Annotated in this window: 24 protein-coding genes; 1 reads left to right on the plus strand and 23 read right to left on the minus strand. The window is 45.2% G+C overall.

Going from position 1 to position 23,134, the window contains the following annotated elements:
• Nucleotides 1–12: 12 nt before the first annotated feature.
• From licT to ACYCSE_RS01555, 20 genes are all read right to left on the minus strand, one after another.
• Nucleotides 13–846 (minus strand): BglG family transcription antiterminator LicT, encoded by an 834-nt coding sequence (gene licT, locus ACYCSE_RS01460; RefSeq protein WP_069290091.1) that lies wholly within the window; start codon nt 844–846, stop codon nt 13–15.
• Nucleotides 847–1,432: 586 nt separating this feature from the next.
• Nucleotides 1,433–2,449: a GTP 3',8-cyclase MoaA gene (gene moaA / locus ACYCSE_RS01465; RefSeq protein ID WP_459700995.1), complete on the minus strand. Its 1,017-nt coding sequence runs from the start codon at nt 2,447–2,449 to the stop codon at nt 1,433–1,435.
• 37 nt (nt 2,450–2,486) lie between these two features.
• Nucleotides 2,487–2,720, minus strand: coding sequence for a MoaD/ThiS family protein (locus tag ACYCSE_RS01470; RefSeq protein WP_430176822.1), 234 nt, complete (start codon nt 2,718–2,720; stop codon nt 2,487–2,489).
• Complete coding sequence (locus ACYCSE_RS01475) at nt 2,713–3,156, minus strand: molybdenum cofactor biosynthesis protein MoaE (RefSeq protein ID WP_039274531.1); 444 nt, start codon at nt 3,154–3,156, stop codon at nt 2,713–2,715. The genes ACYCSE_RS01470 and ACYCSE_RS01475 overlap by 8 nt, the downstream gene beginning before the upstream one ends.
• Nucleotides 3,157–3,241: 85 nt before the next feature.
• Nucleotides 3,242–4,261, minus strand: coding sequence for a ThiF family adenylyltransferase (locus ACYCSE_RS01480; RefSeq protein WP_459700998.1), 1,020 nt, complete (start codon nt 4,259–4,261; stop codon nt 3,242–3,244).
• Nucleotides 4,254–5,408, minus strand: coding sequence for a nitrate/nitrite transporter (locus ACYCSE_RS01485; RefSeq protein WP_013311332.1), 1,155 nt, complete (start codon nt 5,406–5,408; stop codon nt 4,254–4,256). The genes ACYCSE_RS01480 and ACYCSE_RS01485 overlap by 8 nt, the downstream gene beginning before the upstream one ends.
• 165 nt (nt 5,409–5,573) lie before the next feature.
• Nucleotides 5,574–6,104 carry a hemerythrin domain-containing protein gene (locus ACYCSE_RS01490; protein ID WP_172828330.1) on the minus strand — a complete coding sequence of 177 codons (531 nt, stop codon included), beginning with the start codon at nt 6,102–6,104 and terminating at the stop codon, nt 5,574–5,576.
• 22 nt (nt 6,105–6,126) lie between these two features.
• A complete protein-coding gene (locus tag ACYCSE_RS01495; RefSeq protein WP_023989699.1) occupies nt 6,127–6,774 on the minus strand; it encodes a response regulator transcription factor in 648 nt (215 codons plus the stop codon).
• 7 nt (nt 6,775–6,781) lie between these two features.
• The gene (locus ACYCSE_RS01500) at nt 6,782–7,846 is read right to left on the minus strand and encodes a PAS domain-containing sensor histidine kinase (protein WP_039274412.1); all 1,065 of its coding nucleotides are present in this window, start codon (nt 7,844–7,846) and stop codon (nt 6,782–6,784) included.
• A complete protein-coding gene (locus tag ACYCSE_RS01505; protein WP_029515512.1) occupies nt 7,847–8,299 on the minus strand; it encodes a GAF domain-containing protein in 453 nt (150 codons plus the stop codon).
• A gap of 45 nt (nt 8,300–8,344) precedes the next feature.
• On the minus strand, nt 8,345–9,028 hold the full coding sequence (gene narI, locus ACYCSE_RS01510; RefSeq protein WP_081330765.1) for a respiratory nitrate reductase subunit gamma: 684 nt from the start codon (nt 9,026–9,028) through the stop codon (nt 8,345–8,347).
• Nucleotides 9,028–9,594, minus strand: coding sequence for a nitrate reductase molybdenum cofactor assembly chaperone (narJ, locus tag ACYCSE_RS01515; RefSeq protein ID WP_039274409.1), 567 nt, complete (start codon nt 9,592–9,594; stop codon nt 9,028–9,030). Before narJ ends, narI begins: the two co-directional genes overlap by 1 nt.
• The gene (narH, locus tag ACYCSE_RS01520; protein WP_028542275.1) at nt 9,587–11,164 is read right to left on the minus strand and encodes a nitrate reductase subunit beta; all 1,578 of its coding nucleotides are present in this window, start codon (nt 11,162–11,164) and stop codon (nt 9,587–9,589) included. Before narH ends, narJ begins: the two co-directional genes overlap by 8 nt.
• A complete protein-coding gene (locus tag ACYCSE_RS01525) occupies nt 11,154–14,828 on the minus strand; it encodes a nitrate reductase subunit alpha (RefSeq protein WP_459701002.1) in 3,675 nt (1,224 codons plus the stop codon). Before ACYCSE_RS01525 ends, narH begins: the two co-directional genes overlap by 11 nt.
• A 198-nt stretch (nt 14,829–15,026) precedes the next feature.
• Nucleotides 15,027–15,704, minus strand: a complete 678-nt coding sequence (gene modB / locus ACYCSE_RS01530) for a molybdate ABC transporter permease subunit (protein WP_028542273.1) — start codon at nt 15,702–15,704, stop codon at nt 15,027–15,029.
• Nucleotides 15,701–16,552, minus strand: coding sequence for a molybdate ABC transporter substrate-binding protein (modA, locus tag ACYCSE_RS01535; protein ID WP_459701005.1), 852 nt, complete (start codon nt 16,550–16,552; stop codon nt 15,701–15,703). The genes modB and modA overlap by 4 nt, the downstream gene beginning before the upstream one ends.
• Before the next feature lie 29 nt (nt 16,553–16,581).
• Nucleotides 16,582–17,301 carry an iron-sulfur cluster repair di-iron protein gene (gene ric / locus ACYCSE_RS01540; RefSeq protein WP_341163502.1) on the minus strand — a complete coding sequence of 240 codons (720 nt, stop codon included), beginning with the start codon at nt 17,299–17,301 and terminating at the stop codon, nt 16,582–16,584.
• Nucleotides 17,302–17,410: 109 nt separating this feature from the next.
• Complete coding sequence (gene hemG, locus ACYCSE_RS01545; protein ID WP_459701007.1) at nt 17,411–18,832, minus strand: protoporphyrinogen oxidase; 1,422 nt, start codon at nt 18,830–18,832, stop codon at nt 17,411–17,413.
• Nucleotides 18,822–19,931, minus strand: a complete 1,110-nt coding sequence (locus tag ACYCSE_RS01550; protein WP_459701009.1) for a TIGR04053 family radical SAM/SPASM domain-containing protein — start codon at nt 19,929–19,931, stop codon at nt 18,822–18,824. The genes hemG and ACYCSE_RS01550 overlap by 11 nt, the downstream gene beginning before the upstream one ends.
• Nucleotides 19,932–19,945: 14 nt before the next feature.
• On the minus strand, nt 19,946–20,734 hold the full coding sequence (locus ACYCSE_RS01555) for a YwiC-like family protein (RefSeq protein WP_459701011.1): 789 nt from the start codon (nt 20,732–20,734) through the stop codon (nt 19,946–19,948).
• 170 nt (nt 20,735–20,904) lie between these two features.
• Between ACYCSE_RS01555 and ACYCSE_RS01560 the strand changes: the two genes are divergently transcribed.
• Nucleotides 20,905–21,327: a hemerythrin domain-containing protein gene (locus ACYCSE_RS01560; protein WP_025718091.1), complete on the plus strand. Its 423-nt coding sequence runs from the start codon at nt 20,905–20,907 to the stop codon at nt 21,325–21,327.
• Nucleotides 21,328–21,356: 29 nt separating this feature from the next.
• Here ACYCSE_RS01560 and ACYCSE_RS01565 read toward each other — a convergent pair whose 3' ends face one another.
• From ACYCSE_RS01565 to ACYCSE_RS01575, 3 genes are all read right to left on the minus strand, one after another.
• Nucleotides 21,357–22,154 carry a hypothetical protein gene (locus ACYCSE_RS01565; protein ID WP_459701013.1) on the minus strand — a complete coding sequence of 266 codons (798 nt, stop codon included), beginning with the start codon at nt 22,152–22,154 and terminating at the stop codon, nt 21,357–21,359.
• Between the two features lie 78 nt (nt 22,155–22,232).
• Nucleotides 22,233–22,700 (minus strand): hypothetical protein, encoded by a 468-nt coding sequence (locus tag ACYCSE_RS01570; RefSeq protein ID WP_039274394.1) that lies wholly within the window; start codon nt 22,698–22,700, stop codon nt 22,233–22,235.
• A 33-nt stretch (nt 22,701–22,733) separates the two neighbouring features.
• Nucleotides 22,734–23,012 carry a DUF6097 family protein gene (locus ACYCSE_RS01575; RefSeq protein ID WP_459701015.1) on the minus strand — a complete coding sequence of 93 codons (279 nt, stop codon included), beginning with the start codon at nt 23,010–23,012 and terminating at the stop codon, nt 22,734–22,736.
• Nucleotides 23,013–23,134 lie beyond the last annotated feature (122 nt).

Genomic DNA, 23,134 nt, shown 5'->3' on the forward strand with positions numbered 1-23,134 from the left:
TCCAAGGGTTATTCAATTTTGTCTTTGGGTCACACGCTGAATATGAATCGTTATATACAGCTTCTCCTCATCTGACAATACCGTATCCAAGTATTTCTCAATCTTCAGCATGCACCCATAGGCCTTTTTGTACTTTGCTTTCACTTGCCTCCACAAAAAATCGTCCTCCAGTTCTACTTTTTCTTTTTTATTTAATCGCTGAAAGAAGAATCTTAAATGGGTAATAAATCGCTCATAACTGATCGAGTGTTCATCTATGGTGGTATTGTAAGAGTATTTAATAATATTCAAGATGTCGTGTATTTTTTGAGTTTGCTGAGCAACGTCTGCTACCTTGTTGTAAGAGCTGTTTACTTGAGCATTGATTAAATGAAGAGCAATATTACCTGCTTCATCTTCTGACAATCGTTTGTCTGTTTCTTCTTCAATAAACTCCAGTGCTTTTAAGCCCACCGCAAATTCTTTGGGATAAAATTTTTTGATCTCCCAAATTAGCGGATTTGCATTTTTAAACCCTTCATCAAACATTTTAAATGCATTGTTCATGTGATCCGTAAGCGAAACATATATATAATCGCTCAATTGTGCTTCTAATATGCTTTTTCCATATTCGATGATGTCATAGCATAACGAAACATATTCTGATGGAACATCCTCTAACAATAACTTGAATTTCTCTGAAGCATCTTTATGTTTAAGCACAAAGACCTTTTCAATTAGATGCTCTTCTACTTGTTCGCCTGCACTCTTTTTGAATGCAATACCACGACCCATAACAACAAATTCATCTCTTTTTTGATCTTTGGCTATTATGGCGTTGTTATTAAATATCTTCGTTATGATCATCTAACTGCCCCCCTTATCCCATCAAATTTAAAAAAGGATTTAGATGCTGGGCGAAATTTCAGATAGGTCACAAGACGGTAATAGCCGATCAAATCTTCGTCGTAAATCAAATTCAAATGTATTGATTTACAACTTTATGTTATGAAAACGCATTCATAATAAGAGACAAAAGCCTTACGTTTTCCATCATTGATCTTGAGTGCTCCCAAACCGATCTGATATTCCGTTCTGAAAATGGATATAGTCGGTTAACCACGTCCCATGACATCATTTTTCGGATGTCGATTCGTTGGTCGACGTCATCATCTTTGTTGTTCAGCACTTGTAAGGCTTTATATCACTCACCTTTCTGCGTTATGGCTGGGCAGATATTCATATCATGCAGGATATCGTAAAGCTCGTATTCTAAAAAGAAAAGGCAAAACCCAACACATGGAAATTGAATTCCATGCCTCGGGTTTTGCCTTTTCAGTAACAATCCCAAAATCATAATAACATCGAATTTAAGTTTTGCCAACAAAAATGTTTGCGCTTTCTTTTCCGGAGCAACCACATCAAATACAGCACACGATCATGGTATAAAATGTCAGCCGCCAATGTAGGACATGTTAATCTTTTTTTTGTTGTTGGCTGTCTGCTCCGTACGTTCATCGGAATACCGATCTGTGCGTTGTGCCCATACTGAAGTAATCACATCGAGCAATTCCTGGTCATTCGCCCCGTTGCGAAGCATCTGGCGTAAATCAAATCCGCCTGAAGCAAACAAACATGTATAAAACCTGCCATCGCACGATAAGCGGGCACGTGTACAAGACGAACAAAACGATTCAGAAACTGAAGTAATAAAACCAATCTGTGCGTTGCTGTCTTTATAACGATAACGCTTTGCCACTTCTCCAAAGTAATCCCGATCCATCGGCTCCAGCTCGTACGCATTCTTAAGTCGTTCAACGATTTCTTTTTTGGTTAGTACCTTTTTGAAGCTCCATCCGTTGTCATTTCCTACATCCATAAACTCGATAAAGCGAAGGGTTATTCCCTGCTCCTTAAAATAAGCAGCCATCGGCAAAATCTCCGAGTCATTAACGCCTTTTTGAACTACCATATTGACCTTAATTTCAAAGCCGATTTCTCTTGCATATTCGATCTGCTTCAAAATAACATCAGGCTTAATCCCCCGGCCATTCAACCGTCCAAATAGCTCGGGGTCCAGAGCGTCCAGACTGACATTAAGCCGTCGTAGCCCCGCGTCATAGAGAGGCTTAGCCTGCTGTCCTAGCAGCACACCGTTGGTGGTCAAGCCGACATCTTCCACTCCGTCAATGGACAGGATTTGGGAGACCAGGTCGGGTAGATTCCTGCGCATTAATGGTTCTCCGCCCGTGAGTCGGATCTTTTTTACGCCCAGGGATACAAAGAGCTTCGTCAGCCGGTGAATCTCTTCAAACGACAGACATTCATTTTGGGGAAGAAAGGCGTAATCGTCACCGAAAATTTCTTTAGGCATGCAATAGGAACAACGGAAATTGCAGCGGTCTGTAACCGATATCCGCAAATCACGAATGGGCCGCTGCAACTTGTCTTTCAGTGGATGAAAATTCATACGCCCCCTCCTTTCTAGTTGTTTAGCATCGTTATCATTAGCCGCCGCTGACTGGGGGAATGAAGGCTGCAATGTCTCCATCCTGTAATACATCCGTAGACAACGCATACTCTTCGTTTATCGCAATTCGTACAGACTGGATTGGCATATCTGGATATTGATCTGTTATCCAATTGGATAAACTGCCTACCGTTTGGCCCGCCAAATCTGCCAATTCTTCTGTTTTTCCCGTCACCTCACGGAGTCCCGCAAAGTAGTACAGCTTAATCATGACTGATCTCCCCCGGCTTTTTCTTTTGACCTCCGACCCACTGCGTTCCATCTTCCCAAATCTCTCGTTTCCAAATAGGAACTATTTCTTTAATTCGTTCGATCGCGTATTCATTTGCCTCATACGCATCCGAACGGTGAGGTGAAGAAACGGCAATGACAACGGCGATATCACCGATTTGAAGCTCGCCAATGCGGTGCGCGATTGCTACTCGCGTCCCTTCCCATTTCTGTTCGATTTCGCGACCAATCTCTGTGAGTTTTTTTTGGGCCATGGGGACATAGGCCTCATAAGCAAGGTATAAGGTCCGTACGCCTTGAGTCCATTCTCGTACGTGCCCTGTAAAAATAGTCACCGCTCCTGCTTCCGGCCTTAGGACATAATCCGCATAAGCCTGCGGGATAATGGGCTCCGTTACGATTTCAAATACACTCATCTTTTCCACCTTCCAGCCACCGGACAAGCCACTTTCCGGTGACAGACTCTTTTAAATATTTCTGCTTTTTGTATCTACATCTCATTTAACCGAACAGCTGATGATATAGTTTTTGACCGTTGGCAACACTCCGTACACCGTGTATGAGAAGCCTTCCGTTTTTGAATAAAATCATTCGATGCTTAAAAGCATAAAATTCAACGAAATAAGGGGTTCTTTTTACACGATCTGCTATAAGCCTGCCCATTTTCTCTGCATCATCGAGCGTGATCGGACGTTGTGGGTCTGGAAGAACCTGGACCACGTTCCGTCCGCACAGAGCCGCATACGCCGAGCGACGTGATACTGTCAGTGCAGGAAACGTAGGATGCTCTCCACAGGTTGGACAGTCTTGGTTACGGATGCGGGAAATCCCTATGTCCATCTGCGTATTCTCCCATAGATCAAAAAGATGAACCTTGCGGCGCATCTTATCACGTCTGCCGCTCAGCCACTTCATGGCTTCTGCACATTGGAGGGCAGCTGTCACCTGGACTGCGGGTGAGATGATTCCAGCCGTATCGCAGGTCTGATTGATCGCAGGCAATGATGGCAGGAGGCAGCGTAAACAAGCAGACTCTCCCGGCACGAATGGAAAAACAACGCCTGTGCTTCCAACACAAGCTCCGTAAATCCATGGAATTCCTGTCTTCAGTGCAGCATCGTTGATAAGTAGACGAGTTTCGAAATTGTCCGTAGCATCCATCAGCAATATACTTTTGCTGGCAAGTTCTTGAACAAGCTCGGCATCCAAGTTATCGAGATATGTGTGCAACCGCACGTCTTCTCGTATGGCTTTCAGCCTTTTTTCGGCTGCCATGACCTTGGGCTGCATTTCCGCAGCGTCCTGCTCCGTAAACAACTGCTGACGTTGCAGATTCGACACCTCTACATAATCCCGGTCAACAAGATGCAGCTCTCCAACGCCCGCTCTTACCAATGTTTCGGCAATGGCGGAACCCAGTGCCCCGCAACCGATAATGGTGACGACAGCAGCGGATAGATTACGCTGCCCTTCGCCACCAATGGGTCTAAATAAGATCTGTCTGGAATAACGTTCATTCATTAGATTGTGTCCCTTGATAATACAGCCATATGACGAGGATCAGGCTAGCCAGCGCCACTTGGGAGAGGAGCATGAATCCAATGGAATATTGGCCAGTAGCGGCATGAATCGTCGATAACAGGATCGGAGGGAAAAAGCCACCGAGACCGCCCATCATGGATACAATTCCGTTAACTATACCTGCTTGTTTATTAAAATAAAATGGAACTAGCTTGAAAATGACACCGTTCCCCACTCCAGCACTTACAGCGATCGCCAAGCAGCCTACTGTATACAGGGTAATCCCTGGTGAAAAAGCCAAAAGAATCGCAGCGACCGTATAAACTGTGAACGTGCCTACCAGCAGGAACAGGGGCTGAAACCGATCCGCCAGCCAGCCACCGATGGGACGGAAGAATGTGGCAATCGCAATAAAGCCTGCTGTACGCATCCCTGCATCCACTTTAGCCAGCTCAAAATTCGATACCAGGAAATTCGGCAAGTACACCGTGAACGCTACAAATGAGCCAAAAGTAATAAAATAAAAGAGCGAGAAAAACCAAAGCTTTTCATTTTTGTAAACGCCTTTGATCTGTTCCATAATAGGCGTCTTTACTTTAGCTTCATGACGATCCCCTAAGAAGAAATTCAAAACGATAAAAACAAGCAGCAGAATGAGATACAGCTTCACTGTAAGGGCCCAGCCAATTTGTGTAGCCACAATAGGGGCCGAGAAGGTAGTGACGGCTGTTCCCAAATTCCCTATACCATACATTCCATTTACAAACCCATGTTTTTCCTTTGGATAATACTTCGGTAGCGAAGTCACCCCAACCGAGAACACAGCTCCTCCAATCCCAAGGAACAAGCCACCGATAATTAAATCCGTCATCGTAGAAGCTTCACTAATGTAGTAGACGGGAAACAAAAGCAAAATAAAGCTAACGAGAAAAACGATTCTTGCTCCAACGATGTTGGCATAATAACCAAGCGGAATGCGCAGAATCGATCCAAGCACGACCGGAATCGCCGTAACCATGGCCAATTTTCCGGGTGGAATAGCAATATCCTCCGTAATGAACGGCATAAGAGAAGAAATGATAACCCATACCATGAATCCAAGAATCAAGTTCAATGTTTGTAGCGGCAACTGCATTTTTCTAATCATTTAACTCACCTTTTCAACGTTTTTTCTGTCGAATTATTGATTTTAATTTATGTCCCCATTGTAGCCGCTAGTTGATCTGTTCGAATATAGGGGACTCCCCTTTACCTGACAGGGGACTCCCTGAAAATATAAAAAGCCGCTTCTATAAGAAGCGACTTGGTCTTTTTAAGAGATAAGTGTATTTAATTTGTCACATAACTTGGTTAGATCATTCCGATTGATCTGTTGCTCTGCCATAGGAAAAAGTACAGTTTCTTCTTTTATAAAATGTACAGTCAGCACTTCAAAGGCCTCTCCCGCGTTCTTGGCTGCCTCCTGAATGTCATCAAGCGTGAGCAAACTCAAATCGCCCTCCGTCTGATGAAGAAAATGATCGATATATCCCTCTATTTCACGGTGCTCCTCCTGTATACCGACGAGCGGTCCCTGCTCAAAACCAATGTAGGTTCCTAGCATAGAAAAGAAATGTTCTTCTTCCTTTTCGGTATGTTTCTTGAGGGGTACCCTAAAGTCGATAATCTGCATTCTCAGTTTTTCCAGTTGCTTGCGGCCTTCTTCCAAATCTAGTATTCTGTGCTGCTCAAACCACAATACAATGGCATGCCATTCATCCATCAGATAGGTTAGATATCGATGCTCATTTTCAAGAATACGCATGGCAGGTTTGGAAAAGCGCAGTTTCTCATTTTCCAGCACGCGGATTTCCTCCATTCATCGGCTAAAAATCCAGCATTTTTTTCTTTAATGCATATTGGACCAGTTCAGGCCGGCTTCTTAAATTCAATTTTTCCATGATTTTCGCTTTGTTCGCTTCCACCGTCTTGACAGAGATGAACAGCTTTTCCGCAACTTCCTTGTTACCGTAACCTTTTGCGACCAGAGGCAGAATCTCCAGTTCCCGCTTGGACAGGATCTCATAAGGATCTTCTGATTGTGACGTCGTATCTTTTTTGATGAACTCACGAACGAGAGAAGTAGCCATTTTAGGATGGATATAAGTCCCACCCCCATGAATGGTTCGTATGGCAAGTAATAGCTCCTCATCTGGAGCATTTTTCAAAACATACCCTGAAGCACCATTCTTTAAAATATGAAAAAGATATTCTTCATCATCATGCATGGTCAGAATCAGAATTTTAGTATCAGGGTGGTCTTCTTTAATCTTGCCTGTGGCGATCAATCCACTCTCGCCTGGGGGCATGCTGAGGTCCATGATCAGAATATCTGGACGATATTTAGCTACCATTGTATACGCTTCAATGCCGTCTGCAGCCGTTCCAACAACCTCCATATCCGATTGGAAGTTCAAAATCATGGAAAATCCGCTCCGTACAATTGCATGGTCATCTGCTAACACAATTTTGATCACGTCTTTACTCCTCCTCATGTCCAATCGGAATTTTTAAAAATACTTTGGTTCCTTGACCAACATTTGAAAGAACGCCAAAACTTCCACCTACCAGTTCTGCTCTCTCCTGCATGCCATATAAACCAAGTCCCGTTCCAATAGGATTGCTCCCCTTTTCAAAGCCAACCCCATCGTCCTCTACAGTCAAACGAAGCGTATGATCGTGCTCAGACAAAGAAACTTTAACCATATCTACCTGGGCATACTTCAAGGCATTGAGAACAGCCTCCTGGCAGACACGGTAAATGACCGTTTCCTTTTCACTTCCATATCGCTTTTGGGGAAGATCCGACACAAATTCAACGACAAGACCAAAGCTTTGTTCAACCCTCTTAAAGTGGGAACGAAATGCCGCTTCAAGCCCAAAATCATCAAGTGTAGCGGGGCGTAGTTCCACAGACAGGTTGCGGATATCATCCAGCAATCGCGTCATGGATGCTTCAGTCTGCTTCATGTTTTTGATGAGCTGTTCATCATTCGTCATGTATTTTAACACCCGCAGCTCAACAACCGCACTCATCAATTCCTGGGCGACGCTGTCGTGCAGTTCCCTGGAAAGCCGTTTACGCTCATTTTCCTGCGCTTCAATGACATGCTTCATCATTTTGTTTTGATACAATTTTTCCTGCGTCTGAAATTGCGGAGTCAAGTCCCTCAACATCAACACCCTTGTTCCATGTTCAGAATCAATGGTGTGAAAAGAAGCGGCATAGGGGATCATTCCGTTGCTCTTTGTTTCCAGATAAACCTGAAAAGAAGCGAAATCCTTGGATTCTGGCATATTGAAATAACAATCAAGGCAGGTACGGGGCTCCGTTTCGCTTGTATAGCCCCTGCATGTTCCACACAAAGCTTTTTCCTTCCCTTCATAGAGTTGAATGAGGACGTCATCGCTCACAATCTCCTCCGCTGCCGGGTTCATAGCTAGGGTGTTCCCTTGCCCATCAAAAAAGAAAATGGCTTCTGTACTGTTCTCAAACAACTTCACCATTAGCGCATTCAAAGAGCCAGTCCCTACAGATAATGTCAATTACATCACTTCCTTCCCGTTCAACTCTCCAAATCCCCTATGCGCCAAAGCTTCCAAATCACGCATCATGGCTGCGGTCATCAGCAGTTCTTCCCGAAATCCACCAAGCAGTACGCCCGCGACGCGAGCATCATTCCATAGGGGAACAGCCCCGAGACTCTTGAGCTTCTCGGATTGAACGATCGGGTAGTTAAACAGGTTGTCTGCCCCCACATATTGATGAACAGATGGAATGAAAACGGATTTCCCAGTTTTGAACACGACTCCTGCTATGCCCTTTCCGGATTGCAGTACAATTCGCTTAAAGCGATCATTTAAATTACCGGCTGCATTTTTCCATTTAATTACGTATTGATATTCGGCCGGTTCAACCAGAGCAAGCGCCATGAAATCATAACCGAAATGTTCGCGTATTCGCTCAAGCTCCCTTTGATAATCCATCCTATTATTCATCGCTCTCTCCTAATAGAATTAGGAAAGAAGGCAGAGCCCGCTTTCCTAATTCGATTTATGTCTTCTGTAAAGGATATAACTTCTGCGCACATAATTCAACGGAACACTCCACACATGTACAAGCCGGGTAAACGGCCAGAATGCAAAAATCGCAAAGGCCATAAGGATATGAAGCTTGAAGGACATCGGTACGTCTCTCATCAGTGTCGGGTCGACACGGAATATGAATAAACCGCGGAACCAGATTGAGATCGTCTCTCGATAATCGAATTCTGGCTGTACCGCATTCGTTACGAGAGTCGCAAACATCCCCATGCATACAATGGCCAAAAGCAATACGTTTACGATCAAATCAGACGCTGTACTTAAACGGCGCACATTGCGTATTGTAAAACGGCGAGAGGTGAGAATCAACATACCGAGGAACGTCATGGCTCCGAATATACCACCAATATAAACTGCCCCAATATGATACAGATGATCATTTACACCCAGTGCATGCATCCAGGTTTTCGGTATGCCCAGACCGGACACATGCCCCATAATAACCGGGATGATACCCAGGTGGAACAAGAGGCTTCCGATCATCAATTGTTTTTTTTCAATAAACTCACTTGATTTCGCTGTCCAATTGAACTGGTCGTTTCTGTAGCGGAAAATATGGCCTACAATAAAGACGACCACGCACATATAAGGGAAAATGACCCATAAAAACTGCTCTAGCATCATCATTGCGCGGCCGCCTCCTGTTCTACGCAAGCTTTAAGCGTTTCGCGCAGTCCCTTCACCAGATGAAAATACGGGCTTTCCATTTTTTCCAGTGCTTTAAGCAAATGATATGTGCCGTCTTCCAGGATCGCGATTGGCATGCGGAAGTTTTCTGTCGTCTTCGGATCTTGCGCCCATTCGGCGGCATACAGAAATTCACACATGAGCGGAAGGTAATCTGGCAGCTCTCCATCTGGCATTTCAAGACCGTACATCTCATATAGCACCTTTAACTTGACCAACATTTGTCCCCGTTCTTTTGCATCTTCGAATTTAAAGTAAGTCATATATAGTGCACAATTCTTTTGAAAATCAAAGGTTTCCGTATACATTTCCTGAATCTCTTCCATACTGAACTCTTGCATAAGGGACCAGTAGGTGTTCGCATACGTATATGCCGGATGGTTCGGATCAAACGATGCTTCCAGAAAAGCTGGATGAAAATCCAGCTTTTCCGGGTACATGAGTTGCTGAGCGAAAAACCCGAATGATGGCTTGCATTCATACAACTTCGCTACATTAATCACGCCAAATACCCCCGTAGAAGTTTTCTTCATACATTTCTTTGCCCGTTTTCAAAGGCTCTTCCATCCCCATCGAACTTGCCATACTACATCCATCACATCCAGAGCCAGAACCCATGTTTCCCATGGTATCGCCGTAACCAGCAGATCCTTGAGCCCGGTACGGATTCGAATATCCTTCTTTATGCGATGTCGGAATGACGAAACGATCCTCATACTTGGCAATCGCCAGAAGTCGATACATCTGCTCAGTCTGCCGCGGTGTCATGCCGATGCGCTCAAGACGGCTTTCATCGAAAGATTGTCCTGTGGACTGGGCACGCATATAGGAGCGCATCATAGCCATTCGCTGCAAGGATTCCTTCACAGTTTGCGTGTCGCCCGCTGTCAGCATATTGGCAAGGTACTGAATAGGGGTGCGCATCTCTTCGATAGCCGGAAAGATCATATCGGGATTCTCAATTGAGTCTTTCCCTTCAAAGTAATTCATGATCGGACTGAGTGGTGGCACATACCAGACCATAGGTAATGTGCGGTATTCCGGATGAAGCGGGAATGCCAGCTTGTGCTCAATAGCAAGCTTGTAGACCGGCGAGTTCTGCGCTGCTTCAATCCAGTCCTCCGAGATACCGTCTTTTCTCGCTTGAGCAATCACTGCCGGATCACTTGGATCCATGAACAGGTCGCACTGCGCTTTATAAAGCTCTTTCTCATCCTGCGTAGAAGCGGCCTCAAGCACTCGATCCGCGTCATACAGCATAACGCCGAGGTAGCGAATTCGTCCTGTACATGTCTCGGAGCAGACTGTCGGCAGGCCAGCTTCCACACGTGGGAAACAGAAGGTGCATTTTTCCGCTTTGTTCGTCTGCCAGTTAAAGTACACTTTTTTGTATGGGCAGCCCGTCATGCAATACCGCCAGCCACGGCAGGCTTCCTGATCCACGAGCACGATTCCGTCCTCGTCCCGTTTGTACATGGCGCCCGAAGGACATGACGCGACACAGCTTGGATTTAGGCAATGTTCGCAAAGCCGTGGGAGATAAACCATGAAAGACTTCTCAAAGTTAAATTTAATCTCTTCTTCGATTTTCTGAATATTGGGATCAAGCGGCCCCGTTACATGCGCACCCGCCAGATCATCTTCCCAGTTTGGACCCCATTCCAAATCCATTTTTTCACCCGTTACCGCAGAATGCGCGCGTGCCACAGGTGAATGCTTCTGTTCGCCAGCGTTGGTCAGTTGCTCGTAATTATAAGTCCAGGGCTCATAATAATCTTTCATTTCCGGCATGTCTGGATTGTAAAAAATCTTACCCAGTGCTATCTTGGACAGCTTGTTGCCTGACTTCAGTTCCAGTTTCCCTTTGCGGAGCTGCCAGCCCCCTTTATATAATTCCTGATCTTCCCAGCGCTTCGGATAACCGATACCCGGTTTGGTTTCCACATTGTTAAACCACATATATTCCGCACCTTTGCGGTTCGTCCAGGTTGTTTTACATGTCACGCTGCACGTATGACAGCCAATACACTTATCCAGGTTCATGACCATGGCAATTTGAGCTTTAATCTTCAAGCCAGTTAACCTCCTTCATTTTACGTACCGCAACGTACACATCACGCTGGTTGCCGATCGGACCATAATAGTTGAATCCATAACTAAGCTGAGCATATCCACCGACCATCTGGGTTGGTTTGAGATGAATTCTTGTAGGTGCGTTATGACTACCGCCGCGTGTATCCGTGATTTCGGAGCCTGGCACTTGAATGTGCTTATCCTGAGCATGGTACATGAACATCGTTCCTCTTGGCATCCGGTGGCTGACAACAGTCCGGGCCGTTACGACGCCGTTACGGTTGTATACCTCTACCCAGTCATTGTCGGCAAGATCATGTGCCTCTGCGTCTTCGTTGTTGATCCACACCGTAGGACCTCCGCGAAACAGTGTAAGCATGTGCTGGTTATCCTGGTAGGTGGAGTGAATATTCCATTTACCGTGCGGTGTCAGATAACGGAGCACGAGTGAATCTTGCCCGCCTTTTATTTCCCGATCGCGAGGGCCGAACACCATTGGCGGCAGCGTCGGTTTGTAGATCGGCAATGATTCCCCAAATTGTTGGAAAATCTCATGATCAATATAGAAATGCTGTCTTCCCGTCAAAGTACGAAACGGAACGAGACGTTCAATATTCGTTGTAAATGGTGAATAGCGGCGTCCCTTCTTGTTCGAGCCAGTGAATACTGGTGTCGGTATAACTTCCCGTGGCTGTGCCGTAATACTTTGGAAAGTGATCCTTTCCGCTGCCCGATCGGCCGAGATATCTTTGAGTTCCACACCGTGAAGCTCTTCTGCCTGCTCATAAGCCTTTTGCGACACCCGTCCATTAGTCGCGGATGAAAGGTGAAGAATTGCATTGGCTACTTGGCGAGCTGTCTGGATTTTGGGCAGCCCGTCTTTAATGGATTCATCGTAATAAACTCCGTTCAACTTTTTCATTTCCTCATATTCGTCCGCTACGGAGAAGCTGACGCCATGCGCACCTGCTTTCCCACTAGTCAAATTCGGACCGAGTGAGATAAATTTATCGTGAATTTTAGTATAATCGCGTTCGATGATGCTGAAATTCGGCATGGTTTTACCCGGAGTCGCTTCAATCTCGCCCTTCGTCCAATCCTTTACAAGACCCATCGGCTGTGAAATTTCGCCTATACTATCGTGTGCGAGCGGTGAAGTCACAAGATCTTTATATATGCCTGGCAGGTGCTCTTTTGCCATATCCGAAAAGACTTCGGAAAGCTGGCGGTAAATATCCCAGTCCGCGCGGGATTCCCACAGAGGGTTAACAGCCGGATTAAACGGATGCACGAAAGGATGCATGTCTGTTGACGACAAGTCTGTTTTTTCGTACCAGGTTGCCGCCGGAAGCACGATGTCCGCGTACAATGGAGTTGTTGTCATCCGGAAATCAAGTGCAACCATCAAATCAAGCTTTCCTTCTACATCTTCTCTCCAGACAATTTCCTCAGGTTTCTGTTCTTCATTCGGTCGGGCAAGCAGGGCATCAGATGCTCCGAGTAAATGTTTCATGAAATACTCTTGTCCCTTCGCCGAACTGGAAATCAGATTTGACCGCCAAACAAAGAGTGAACGCGGGAAGTTCTCAGCTGCTCCAGGATCTTCTACAGCGAAGCGTGTCTTACGTGATTTAATCTCTTCCACAGAATGATTGATGATGTCCTCGTTCGACTTCTTGCCTAATTGTGCAGCCTCTTCGGCGAACAGCAGACTGTTTTTATTAAACTGTGGATAAGAAGGCAGCCAACCCAGACGTGCTGCGAGCACGTTGTAGTCTGCTGGATGTCTGTAACTGACATCCCCGCCAATCGGTGACTTCAAGGTGTCTGTTCCACTTTCTTCGTAACGCCACTGCTCTGTTGCAAAGTAGAAAAACGATGTAGCATTTTGCTGCCGAGCCGCCCCTTGCCAGTCTTTTGCAAAAGCAATCGTTGACCAGCCTTCGATTGGGCGGAGCTTTTCTTGACCCACATAATGCGCCCAGCCTCCACCGTTTACACCTTGGGAAGCAGTCAACACGACAAGATTCAAGATGGACCGATAGATCGTGTCACTATTGAACCAGTGGTTGATACCCGCACCCATAATAATCATGGAGCGACCTTTAGTATCGATAGCATTTTGGGCAAATTCCCGAGCAATCTGTACCACAACAGACGCCTTCACACCTGTGATCTTCTCCTGCCAGGCAGGGGTATAATGCGAAGCTTCGTCGTAATAATTTTTGGCGTTATGAGGGCTGTCATTGCGTGCGACACCATACTGGCTCATCATCAAATCGTACACAGTTGCTACGTAACGTTCCGAGCCATCTGCCAAGCGTACTTTTTTGGCCGGAATTACACGTTTGAACGTTCCATTACCGGCGTTATCAAAGTAAGGGAATACGATTTCTTCCCATTGCTCGCCATGACCTTCCACAGTGAGCGCGGGCTCAACCTTTGTTCCATCTTCCCGTTCCAGAATCAGGTTCCATTTCTTATCCTGCTCCCAGCGCTGTCCCATCGTACCGTTCGGAACCAGCATTTCCCCCGCCGCTTCGTCATATATGACCGGCTTCCAGTCCGCATGCGGCGAAGCATCCCCCAGGTCACTCGCCCGTAGAAAACGTCCACCTTTCCAGGCTCCCTCGTGTGGATCAAGCAGAATCATAAACGGCATATCCGTATATTGTTTGGCATAGTTAATGAACATCGGTTCTTGGCGCTCTTTGTAAAACTCATCCAAAATAACATGCGTCATAGCCTGGGCTACGGCAGCATCTGTACCCGGATTTGGGGCAAGCCAGTTGTCAGCGAACTTCACATTCTCCGCCAAGTCGGGAGCCACTGATACGACTTTTGTTCCCTTATATCGTACTTCCGTCATAAAATGAGCGTCTGGCGTCCGGGTAAGCGGTACGTTTGATCCCCACATAATCAGGTAACCCGCATTGTACCAATCAGAAGATTCCGGTACATCCGTCTGCTCACCCCAAATTTGAGGAGATGAAGGAGGAAGGTCGGCATACCAGTCATAAAAACTCAACATCTGCCCACCCAGTAGCGAAATGAATCGAGCTCCTGAAGCGTAGCTTATCATTGACATCGCCGGGATTGGCGTAAAGCCCGCGATCCGGTCAGGACCGTATTTCCGAATGGTATAGATGAGTTGTGCCGAGATCAGACGCAGGACATCGTCCCAAGTGACACGGACATGACCGCCTTTTCCGCGAGCTGATTTGTAGAGCTTGGCTTTCTCCGGATCTTCCACAATGCTTGCCCATGCTTCCACCGGATTGGCATGCTCCTGGATGGCCGCCTGCCAAAGCCGCAACAGCTTACCGCGCATATAGGGATATTTCACGCGTAATGGACTGTATTCATACCAGGAAAATGTAGCCCCACGCGGGCATCCCCGCGGTTCAAATTCTGGCATATCTACACCGCAGGAAGGATAATCGATCTGTTGATTTTCCCAGGTAATGATGCCGTTTTTGACAAAAACCTTCCAACTACAGGAACCGGTGCAGTTCACTCCGTGAGTCGTCCGAACCACTTTGTCATGAGACCAACGCTGACGGTACACGTTTTCCCATTCTCTATTTTTTTCCTCAAGGATTGACCAATTTCCCGAATAGCTTTCGATCGGTTTAAAAAAGTTGAGGTTGTATTTCTTTTTCATCGATGACCAACACTCCTTTTTAGAAAGAATCATCCCAACGCAAGTTCCAAGGGAAGACTCATTCGCTTACTCTCATTATGTAATTCATTCATCTCTGTTCCCATTAGGGAATGTCCTATAGCGCTACAGGAAATCCCTCGTTCTATGGAAAGATACAAAAAAGCCTCCCCCTGCTAAAGGGAAGCTTGTATGAAGTAATTAATTGTTCTTTTGACCCGTTAACAGGAGCATGATAAAAGAAATGAGTATGATAGAGCATGTCCACGCCCACGCCATAGGAAGATGACCAGCATCCACTGCAATATAAATGGCCGTCGGAATCGTTTGTGTTTTACCCGGAATATTTCCGGCAATCATCAGCGTAGCACCAAATTCGCCCAGGCCGCGGGCAAAACCGAGTATGAAGGCAGCTTTAAAAGAAGGAAAAATTAAAGGGAAGGTGATGTATCGAAAAACCTGCCATTCACTTGCGCCCATCGAACGTCCCGCGTTTTCCAAGTCCCGGTCAACAGAAGACAATCCCATTCTCAGCGTCCGATAGACTAGAGGAAAAGCTACTACCACCGCTGCTATAACCCCTGCCCACCACGAGAATATAATAGGCTCGCCAAACCATTGCTCCACAAACCGTCCGAACCCGCTTTTTCGTCCAAGTAATATGAGCAGTAAAAAACCAACAACCGTCGGTGGGAGTACCAAGGGCAGCATAAGCACGGTTTCAACAACCGTTTTCCCTTTAAATAATCCCAACCGCGACATTGACCATGCCACAAGCAAGCCTAATATGATTACCAGAACGCTGGATAACAGTGCAACCTGCAATGATAATCGGATAGGAGGCCAATATTCATTCCAATCTATATCTTGCATGCTCACTTCGGTATGGTAAATCCATACTTATCCATAATATTCAGAGATTCTTGCGATTGTAAGTATGCATAAAAGTCTTCGGCTTCTTGAATGTGCTTTGTAGCTTTAACAATCCCGATGGGAAACTCAACAAGTGAATAGGTTTTGGGATTCACCTCAAAGGCGATTTTTGCCTTTTGTGAAGTCAATGCATCTGTTTTATATACAAATCCGACATCTGCATTCCCAGTTTCCACATATTGCAGCACTTGTCTAACGTCTTTCGCTTGAACCAGCTTGCTCTGTAACGTGTCCCAAAGCTTCGCTTTCGTCAGCGCTTCCTGTGCGTAGTTGCCCGCAGGAACACTTTCAGGAATTCCGATTGCAACTTTCTTCACTTCTTTTTTTGTTAAATCGGTTACACTCGCGATGTTCATCGCCCCGTCTGCTGGGATAACCGCGACCAATTCGTTCGTCAGCCACGTTTTTTGTTTTTTCGTATCTATTAACTGCTGATCAACAAGGGACTTCATGTTTTTGGTCGAAGCGGACAAAAACAAATCCGACGGCGCTCCTTGCTCAATTTGTTTTTCCAACGCACCAGAGCCGCCGAAGTTAAAATTCAATTTGATGCCTGTATGGGTTGATTCGTATGAATGCTGAATTTCTTTGAGCGCATCCGTTAAACTTGCTGCTGCGGATATGGTAAGCTCAATAGTTTCAGCCGTTTTCGAAGATGTCTGGCTGGAAGATCCGTTCTGATCCGAACTGCTAACATTTGAATCTAGTTGTTGTTTCGTACCGCATCCTGATAATAATAAAATGATGGACATAACCAAAACGAAAACAGTGCTACTTTTAATTAATTTATGCATTTGGTTCGGCTCCTCATGTTAGTTCATCATCAATTAATCGGTTTCGCTATTAGCTGTGCCTGTCTCGTACGTTCGATCAGTGTACAATTTTCAAGAAGAATATGATTAAAAATATCTGCTTCCAGGTCTTCTAACCGCTTCAATACGAGTCGGTGCGTACCACAAGCTTCCTGCATCGGCTCAAAGCCGTTTGTGATCAAGCGCATTTCCTTCAGGAATTCCACCACCGTTTGATGCTCGTCTTGCAACTTGGACAAAATTGGATTCAACTCATCTGCTCGTTCCACTGTTGATTCTTGTAAAAATGCTTCAATCATCGGAAACACAAGGTCCTCCTCATTTTGAATATGTTCCGATAATTCCTGTTTAAGCAAGGTGAACAGTTCATTAACTCGCTTGAGATGCGAATAACGTTCACCGTGAACCCGCGTTAGTTTGGTTACATACGGCGTTAAGGCCGATAGTTCTTCCCGAAGCTTCGTATGATACTCATTTTGAATATAGGCGATTAGTTCTTTTGGTTCGAGTGAAGGAGGTTGCATTTGCTTATGCTGTGCCTGCTTTTCTTCCACTTCATGTATCTGCGTCAGCAGTTCACCAGCGTGGAGGCCTCGATTGGCTGCTGCTTCACGGAGCGATATTTTCCCTCCACAGCAGAAATCAATTCTCAGTTTGCGGAACAGATCTCCCGTTTTGGGTACTGCTTTCACGATGTCCGCCACCCATGTTTCTTCCGTTAACTGGCTCATCTTCCATTCCTCCATTTTACTTCGATTTTATACTCAACGTTCATTCTACGTCTCCCTTAAAGCTGAACCAATCAGGGGGTTCCCTCTTTCACTAGTGGAAAGAGCCTGATTATAACAAATCAGAAAGCAACTGTTCAGCCGCTTCTTTCCCTTGAGCGATACAATCTGGAATTCCAACGCCCCCATAGCCGGCACCGCATAGAAAAACACCCGGTAAATACTGTGCGAAGTCCTGTCTCATCTTCGCCATATGCTCTTTGTGTCCAATCGGATATTGCGGCATCGATCGATCACACCTACTGACTTCAACGAATTCCGGTTCCGCTTCCAGGCCCATTAAATCTTTCAAATCTTTGCGCGCGGCATCCACAAGTTGATCGTCTGTCATCTGAATCCAATCCTGTGCGCCTGCATGTCCGATGTAGGTCCGTAAAAGCGTATATCCTTCAGGAGCAGTATGGCTCCACTTCGTCGAAGACCAAGTACATGCTGTAATCTTTTTGCCTTCTTTGCGAGGGACTAGAAATCCCGTTCCCTCAAAAGCAAAATTAAGATCTGTGTTTTTATAAGCAAGAGCAATATTGGCTACGGAAACATAGTGAATCTTGTGTAACCAGCTAGCGCTTGCAACGCCGGAAAATAATGTAGCCGCTTCAAAAGCTGGAACAGCGCAGATCACCGCATCCGCATCTATTTTTTGTCCGTGTTCTAAAATGACCTGATAACCGCTTGCCTTCCTTACTTCAACTACACCTTGCCCCATAACAAAACGTACGGTATCCAGCCTTTCCTTTAGCCGCTCCACGATCGTAGATAATCCTAGCCGATAAGAAAGAAACATACTTTTCTTAGCGATATCCGGCAGTTTGTCTTGTACTGCTGGCTTTCTTCCCGCCCCTTTAGACATACCCTTAATCAAACTTCCATACTTTTGTTCCATTAGTTTAAATTGAGGGAAAGTTGACATAAGGCTCAGAGAATGAGTATCCCCAGCGTAAATTCCAGACAACAGAGGTTCTGTAATCTGATCCAGAACTTCTTTGCCGAGACGCCGTTTGATAAAATCACCTAGTGATTCGTCCGCATCACCTTTCTTCGCAGGAATGATTAAATCCAAGGCTGCCCGTGCTTTTCCCAGTGGAGAAATAAGTCCTGTCCGAATGAAAGGAGTCAGCTTTGTTGGGATGCCCAGAATGAAGCCCATCGGCATCGTATGAAGTTTGCCCTTATGCAAAATGCAAGCAGATTTGGCTTTCGGGTTTGTCGATACCAACTCTGCTTCCAGCCCCAACTCCATGGTCAGATCCAATATTGCCGTCTTTCTGGCCAAGAAAGCATCCGGTCCTTTTTCGATCATAAAATCGTTTTGGCGAACGGTTTGCAGCTTTCCTCCCAGACGTTCACTTTTCTCCACCAGTGTAATCTCCACTTCAAGCTGCCGATCCTCAGCCAGCTTTTTCACATAAAAGGCAGCACTTAAACCACTTATTCCTCCACCGAGAATAACGACTTTTTTAGAACTATTTTTCATGAAAACACTTTTCCTCTCCAACCCCGGGTATATAAGCGCAATAAGGGTCACTCTCCAAATAGTCTCCTGTTATTGCAAAAGCCCTTGCTCTGGAGCCCCCACAGATGGCCTTGAATTCACAGACTCCACATTTACCTTTAAGTAGGGACTTATCTCTAAGATTCATCATGATCGGAGAGTTGCGATAAATATCTGCCAGGCTATCGTTTCGTACATTCCCGCACATAAGAGGCAGAAAACCGCTCGGGTATACTTCTCCGATATGACTAATAAAAACAAATCCATCTCCATCATTTACGCCTTTAGGAGCACGTCCTAAAACATCTGCCCTCTTTTGTCCGTCTGCTACACTGCTCTCACCTGCTTTGTGCTTTTGCTGCAGTACGACCCTCCGGTAGTGAGGAGCTTCTGTAGCCTTCACACCGTACGGCATCTGTTGCTGTATTTGATACAACCATTTCATTACGGCTTCATGCTCATCAGGAGTAATCATATCTTTCTCCATGCCACGTCCGGTTGGAACAAGGAAAAATAAACTCCATAACACGGCCTGCATTTCCTTTACCCTTTCTGCAATTTGCTCCAGATCATGGAGGTTGTACCGGGACACCGTAGTGTTCACTTGAATAGGGATATTCAGTTCCTTTAAATAACCAATTCCTCGCATGGTTGTATCGTAAGAACCCACCGTACCCCGAAAATGATCGTGAATGTCTGCACATGAACCGTCCAGACTAAACGCCCACCGCGATAACCCAACTTGCTTTGCTTTTTCTACCGCTGCTCGTGTCACTTTAGGTGTGGCACTGGGGGTCATCGAAACCGACAGATTTTTCTCTTCAATTGCATATCGAGCCAGTTCAAACAGATCAGGACGCATCAAAGGATCTCCGCCTGTAAACACAACCAACGGATGATTCATTTCAGCGATTTGATCTATCAGCTTCTTACCTTCTTCTAGTGTCAGCTGGCGAGGATCAGGTTTGTACTGAGCTTCCGCTCTACAGTGAAGACACTTTAAAGCACAAGCTCGTGTAACCTCCCAGATGACTATAAACGGATCTGTATGATAATCACGCGGCGTTTTCAAAGATATCATTGATGTCTCTCCTTTTAGAAGTATAAAAACAACACAAAAACATAGAGCATCATTGAAAATCCAATTTCCGCCATGCCAACTTGTTTTGCCTTTAATCCAAGTTTAGGAAGCCATATGGCCCGTATCAAAAAAATCAAAAAAGGAACAAACAGAGGTAACTTTAACCAAGTAGCAAACAACAAAATCACCAAATGATAGATGATGGAAGCATAATGGTAACGTATATTTTTTCTTTCACGAATGATCGTTTTGACATACAAAGCAGTTCCGATAAAGTAAAGCACCAAAAGTAAGAATAGCTCTGTTGCTACTCCCCAATCCTCTCCTCCCCCCATATAAATAACAGGGTATATAAAAGAACAAAAGAGTAGAATTGCAACAATGTCATTGAGTAAAGCACGTTCATTTTTCGTTTTTGCAAAATAAATATTAGCCATAAAAAAGAGCAATAGAAGAACCCCATACCAGATCAAGGCAGGCTCAAACCATATCAGTGAAATTAACAAAGGAAGTAATATCACTCCGTATACAACGGCGGGTTTGCGGTATCTTTCACTGCTGCCTGTTTTGATCCATTGGAGGACAGGAAAACTGAATAAGTAGATAAAAAACCAGCACACAAATAAGGGGATATGAATGAGTTCCCCTCGAGAAGCAGCTAAACCGAATAAAAATGGAAGAATGAGCATGGCCCAAGCTCCATGTTGATTGGGTATGTATCTGCTCATCCCCTTCAAACTCTTGATCCTTTTTTCACAATCTTTTTTATGTCTGTTATTTCGGTTAATCGATTCATCATCCATTCCCCCAAGATTGAGTTTTATCTTCTAACTTCATTCTAAGTATTATATGAAATTGAACCAATTAGGGAGTTCCCTTTTCCTTAGGGGGGAAAATCCTAACCGGAAAAATAACGCTATTTTCTTATGCTATACTGTACTAAAAAAAGGGTACAAAGAAAGGATGAACTGTTATGGGAGGACCTTCTTTACGTCAACTGCATGCTCATCATGCCATTCATCAAGGCGGGCTATCTGGCGCTCTAGATAAGACGAGAGAAGTAGAGGAATTACTCGAAGCAAAAGAATTCAAGGTGGCGCGCCAGGCTGCCGACCACTTGATCGAATATTGGGAAACCCGCATTCTTAGCCATGCTGATGCAGAAGAGGAAGGATTCTATCAGGAAATGGTCGAGAAAAAACCGGAACTGCAGGAGGCTGTCGTCAAACTTACACGGGATCATGATCTGCTCCGAATCATTGTAAAAGAGCTCAAAGCCATGATCCGTGAAGAAGGGCTTACGCCTGAAGTTCTTCAGCAGTTCCACGCGCTTCTGGTTGTCAATGCCATCCATAGTCGGGAAGAAGAACGTTTGTTGTTTGAGGAACCGTCATGATCGAGATGTGGAATAACGATTCACTTTCTCTATAAAAACGTACCGAAGAAATAGTCCAACGCCTCCTGCGAGTATCCGTCATCTCCTTGCCAAGCTGCTACGGAATAAAAATCATGATTGCCGTGCTGTCGTTTACGAGGCGTGTCCTGTGGAACCAGCAGTCCGGCATATCCCCACACCTCCATGACTACATCACGCTCGTTTTTACTGGATGGAAACACATCCTTCCAGCGCTTTTCCAATTGACGTGCACTGCTTTGAGCATCACAGTTCTGAACAGCTTCGAGCATGTTATGAAGTATAGTCAGATCCTCATCGGAAATCTGAACAGCCTCTTCTTGACTGAACAATTCAAGGTCCATCCAGCAATACAGAAGGTGGTTCAGACGAATACCGCCCCATTTGATTCGTTCAAAATTCAGTACATTCAAATCTTTATTGACGTATTCCTTATCGGACATCATTTTATTAAAATTACAATCCCCACAGCTACTGTAATTGGGCAAGACGACAGGCCGCTCCCCATAGGTGTGCAAAGGAAGCCCTGCGGTTAATGCCCAGCTCGATAAGGCGCTTCGTAAATGAACCTTTTTCGTGGAAAGACTGTGCAAAAACGCTGCTGCCACTCGCTCTTTTGTAGCCTTTTGCTGGTGCAGCTCATGCAGCCTGTTTATAATCTCGTTATGTGTAATGGTGATCGGATCGAACATCAAGCCCTTACTTTTGGCATATTCAAAATCCTCACCCGAAAAAGATCCCCGCTCCTGCTTCCAGCCGCTAGAGGACCAGAATGTGTTCATCAGTATTTTTTTCGCCTTTTTATCCACAACACATCTCCCTTACTCATCCAACACCCTCACCTCCAGCACAAAGCGCAGGGTTGTCGTGTATTTTATGTAAGATCACTATTCATCTTTATACTTAAAAGCAATGGCCGTATTTCCCGACCGGGGGTCAAAATAAGAAGAGATTTTCCCCCAGTTCAGTTCATATTCCATATAGGGGTAAGGCTTTGTTTGACGATAGCTTGGCTTTACGGACAAATGTTGCTGTAACAAACGATCATGCTCCCTTTGTCGCTTTCTCTCTCCTTCCTCAGACCAATTATCCCACGAAGTTGGAAATTCATCTCCCTGGAGCGAAATCTCCACGACAATTAGGTTTGTATCCTTAAAGCATACAGACACAAAAAAATGCCGACACAGCAAAGAAACCTGATCGAAATGATACCAGATGTAGTCATTCCCTAGCTTTCTTACAGAATGAAAATATTTCGAATACCAAGTGGTCTCTAACAACTGATCTTCCGTTAAAGATGAGTAGATAGCACGCTCACCATCGACCTGAATGATTCCCGATTCCCAGTCATTCATTGCTGTCACTCCTTCAGCTATTATGCCAATCTCCTACAGTTGCTCTCTGTCCTCATTTGTCCACATGATTGAAAATGGCCTGCAGGCCCGATCTAGCACGCGTGTATGTAATTGCTTGACATAAACATTTCTAATGATGGCAAAAACGATCACACCCACGAATACAACACTGAGCAAAGTGATAGAGGGAACCCAATGGTCAAACATGGCATTCGCCAGCACTTGCAGCAAATGTCGTTCTGGTTGTAAATATTCCACCGCCGCAACGATGCCTGCTGCCAGCAATATGATCACAGATATGATCATAAGCATTACATTGATTACTTTGTATTTAGCAAGCCCTCGCTGAAAAACGCGAGTTCCCGCATATTGCTAAAACATTCATATCTTTTCACTCCATTTTCGATAGCTTCTAAACTACGAGTATATTGGGT

It is taken from the genome of Paenibacillus sp. SEL1 (genome assembly GCF_054602535.1).

Coding starts and splice junctions, on each gene's coding strand:
- ACYCSE_RS01570 (WP_039274394.1), bottom strand. CDS start 22,700: ATGAATGACTGGGAATCGGGAATCATTCAGGTCGATGGTGAGCGTGCT.
- ACYCSE_RS01475 (WP_039274531.1), bottom strand. CDS start 3,156: ATGAGTGTATTTGAAATCGTAACGGAGCCCATTATCCCGCAGGCTTAT.
- ACYCSE_RS01485 (WP_013311332.1), bottom strand. CDS start 5,408: ATGATTAGAAAAATGCAGTTGCCGCTACAAACATTGAACTTGATTCTT.
- modA (WP_459701005.1), bottom strand. CDS start 16,552: ATGCATAAATTAATTAAAAGTAGCACTGTTTTCGTTTTGGTTATGTCC.
- ACYCSE_RS01575 (WP_459701015.1), bottom strand. CDS start 23,012: ATGCTTATGATCATATCTGTGATCATATTGCTGGCAGCAGGCATCGTT.
- licT (WP_069290091.1), bottom strand. CDS start 846: ATGATCATAACGAAGATATTTAATAACAACGCCATAATAGCCAAAGAT.
- moaA (WP_459700995.1), bottom strand. CDS start 2,449: ATGAATTTTCATCCACTGAAAGACAAGTTGCAGCGGCCCATTCGTGAT.
- hemG (WP_459701007.1), bottom strand. CDS start 18,832: ATGAAAAATAGTTCTAAAAAAGTCGTTATTCTCGGTGGAGGAATAAGT.
- ACYCSE_RS01560 (WP_025718091.1), top strand. CDS start 20,905: ATGGGAGGACCTTCTTTACGTCAACTGCATGCTCATCATGCCATTCAT.
- ACYCSE_RS01480 (WP_459700998.1), bottom strand. CDS start 4,261: ATGAATGAACGTTATTCCAGACAGATCTTATTTAGACCCATTGGTGGC.
- ric (WP_341163502.1), bottom strand. CDS start 17,301: ATGAGCCAGTTAACGGAAGAAACATGGGTGGCGGACATCGTGAAAGCA.
- narI (WP_081330765.1), bottom strand. CDS start 9,028: ATGATGCTAGAGCAGTTTTTATGGGTCATTTTCCCTTATATGTGCGTG.
- ACYCSE_RS01525 (WP_459701002.1), bottom strand. CDS start 14,828: ATGAAAAAGAAATACAACCTCAACTTTTTTAAACCGATCGAAAGCTAT.
- ACYCSE_RS01470 (WP_430176822.1), bottom strand. CDS start 2,720: ATGATTAAGCTGTACTACTTTGCGGGACTCCGTGAGGTGACGGGAAAA.
- ACYCSE_RS01550 (WP_459701009.1), bottom strand. CDS start 19,931: ATGATATCTTTGAAAACGCCGCGTGATTATCATACAGATCCGTTTATA.
- ACYCSE_RS01505 (WP_029515512.1), bottom strand. CDS start 8,299: ATGAATAATAGGATGGATTATCAAAGGGAGCTTGAGCGAATACGCGAA.
- ACYCSE_RS01555 (WP_459701011.1), bottom strand. CDS start 20,734: ATGGATGATGAATCGATTAACCGAAATAACAGACATAAAAAAGATTGT.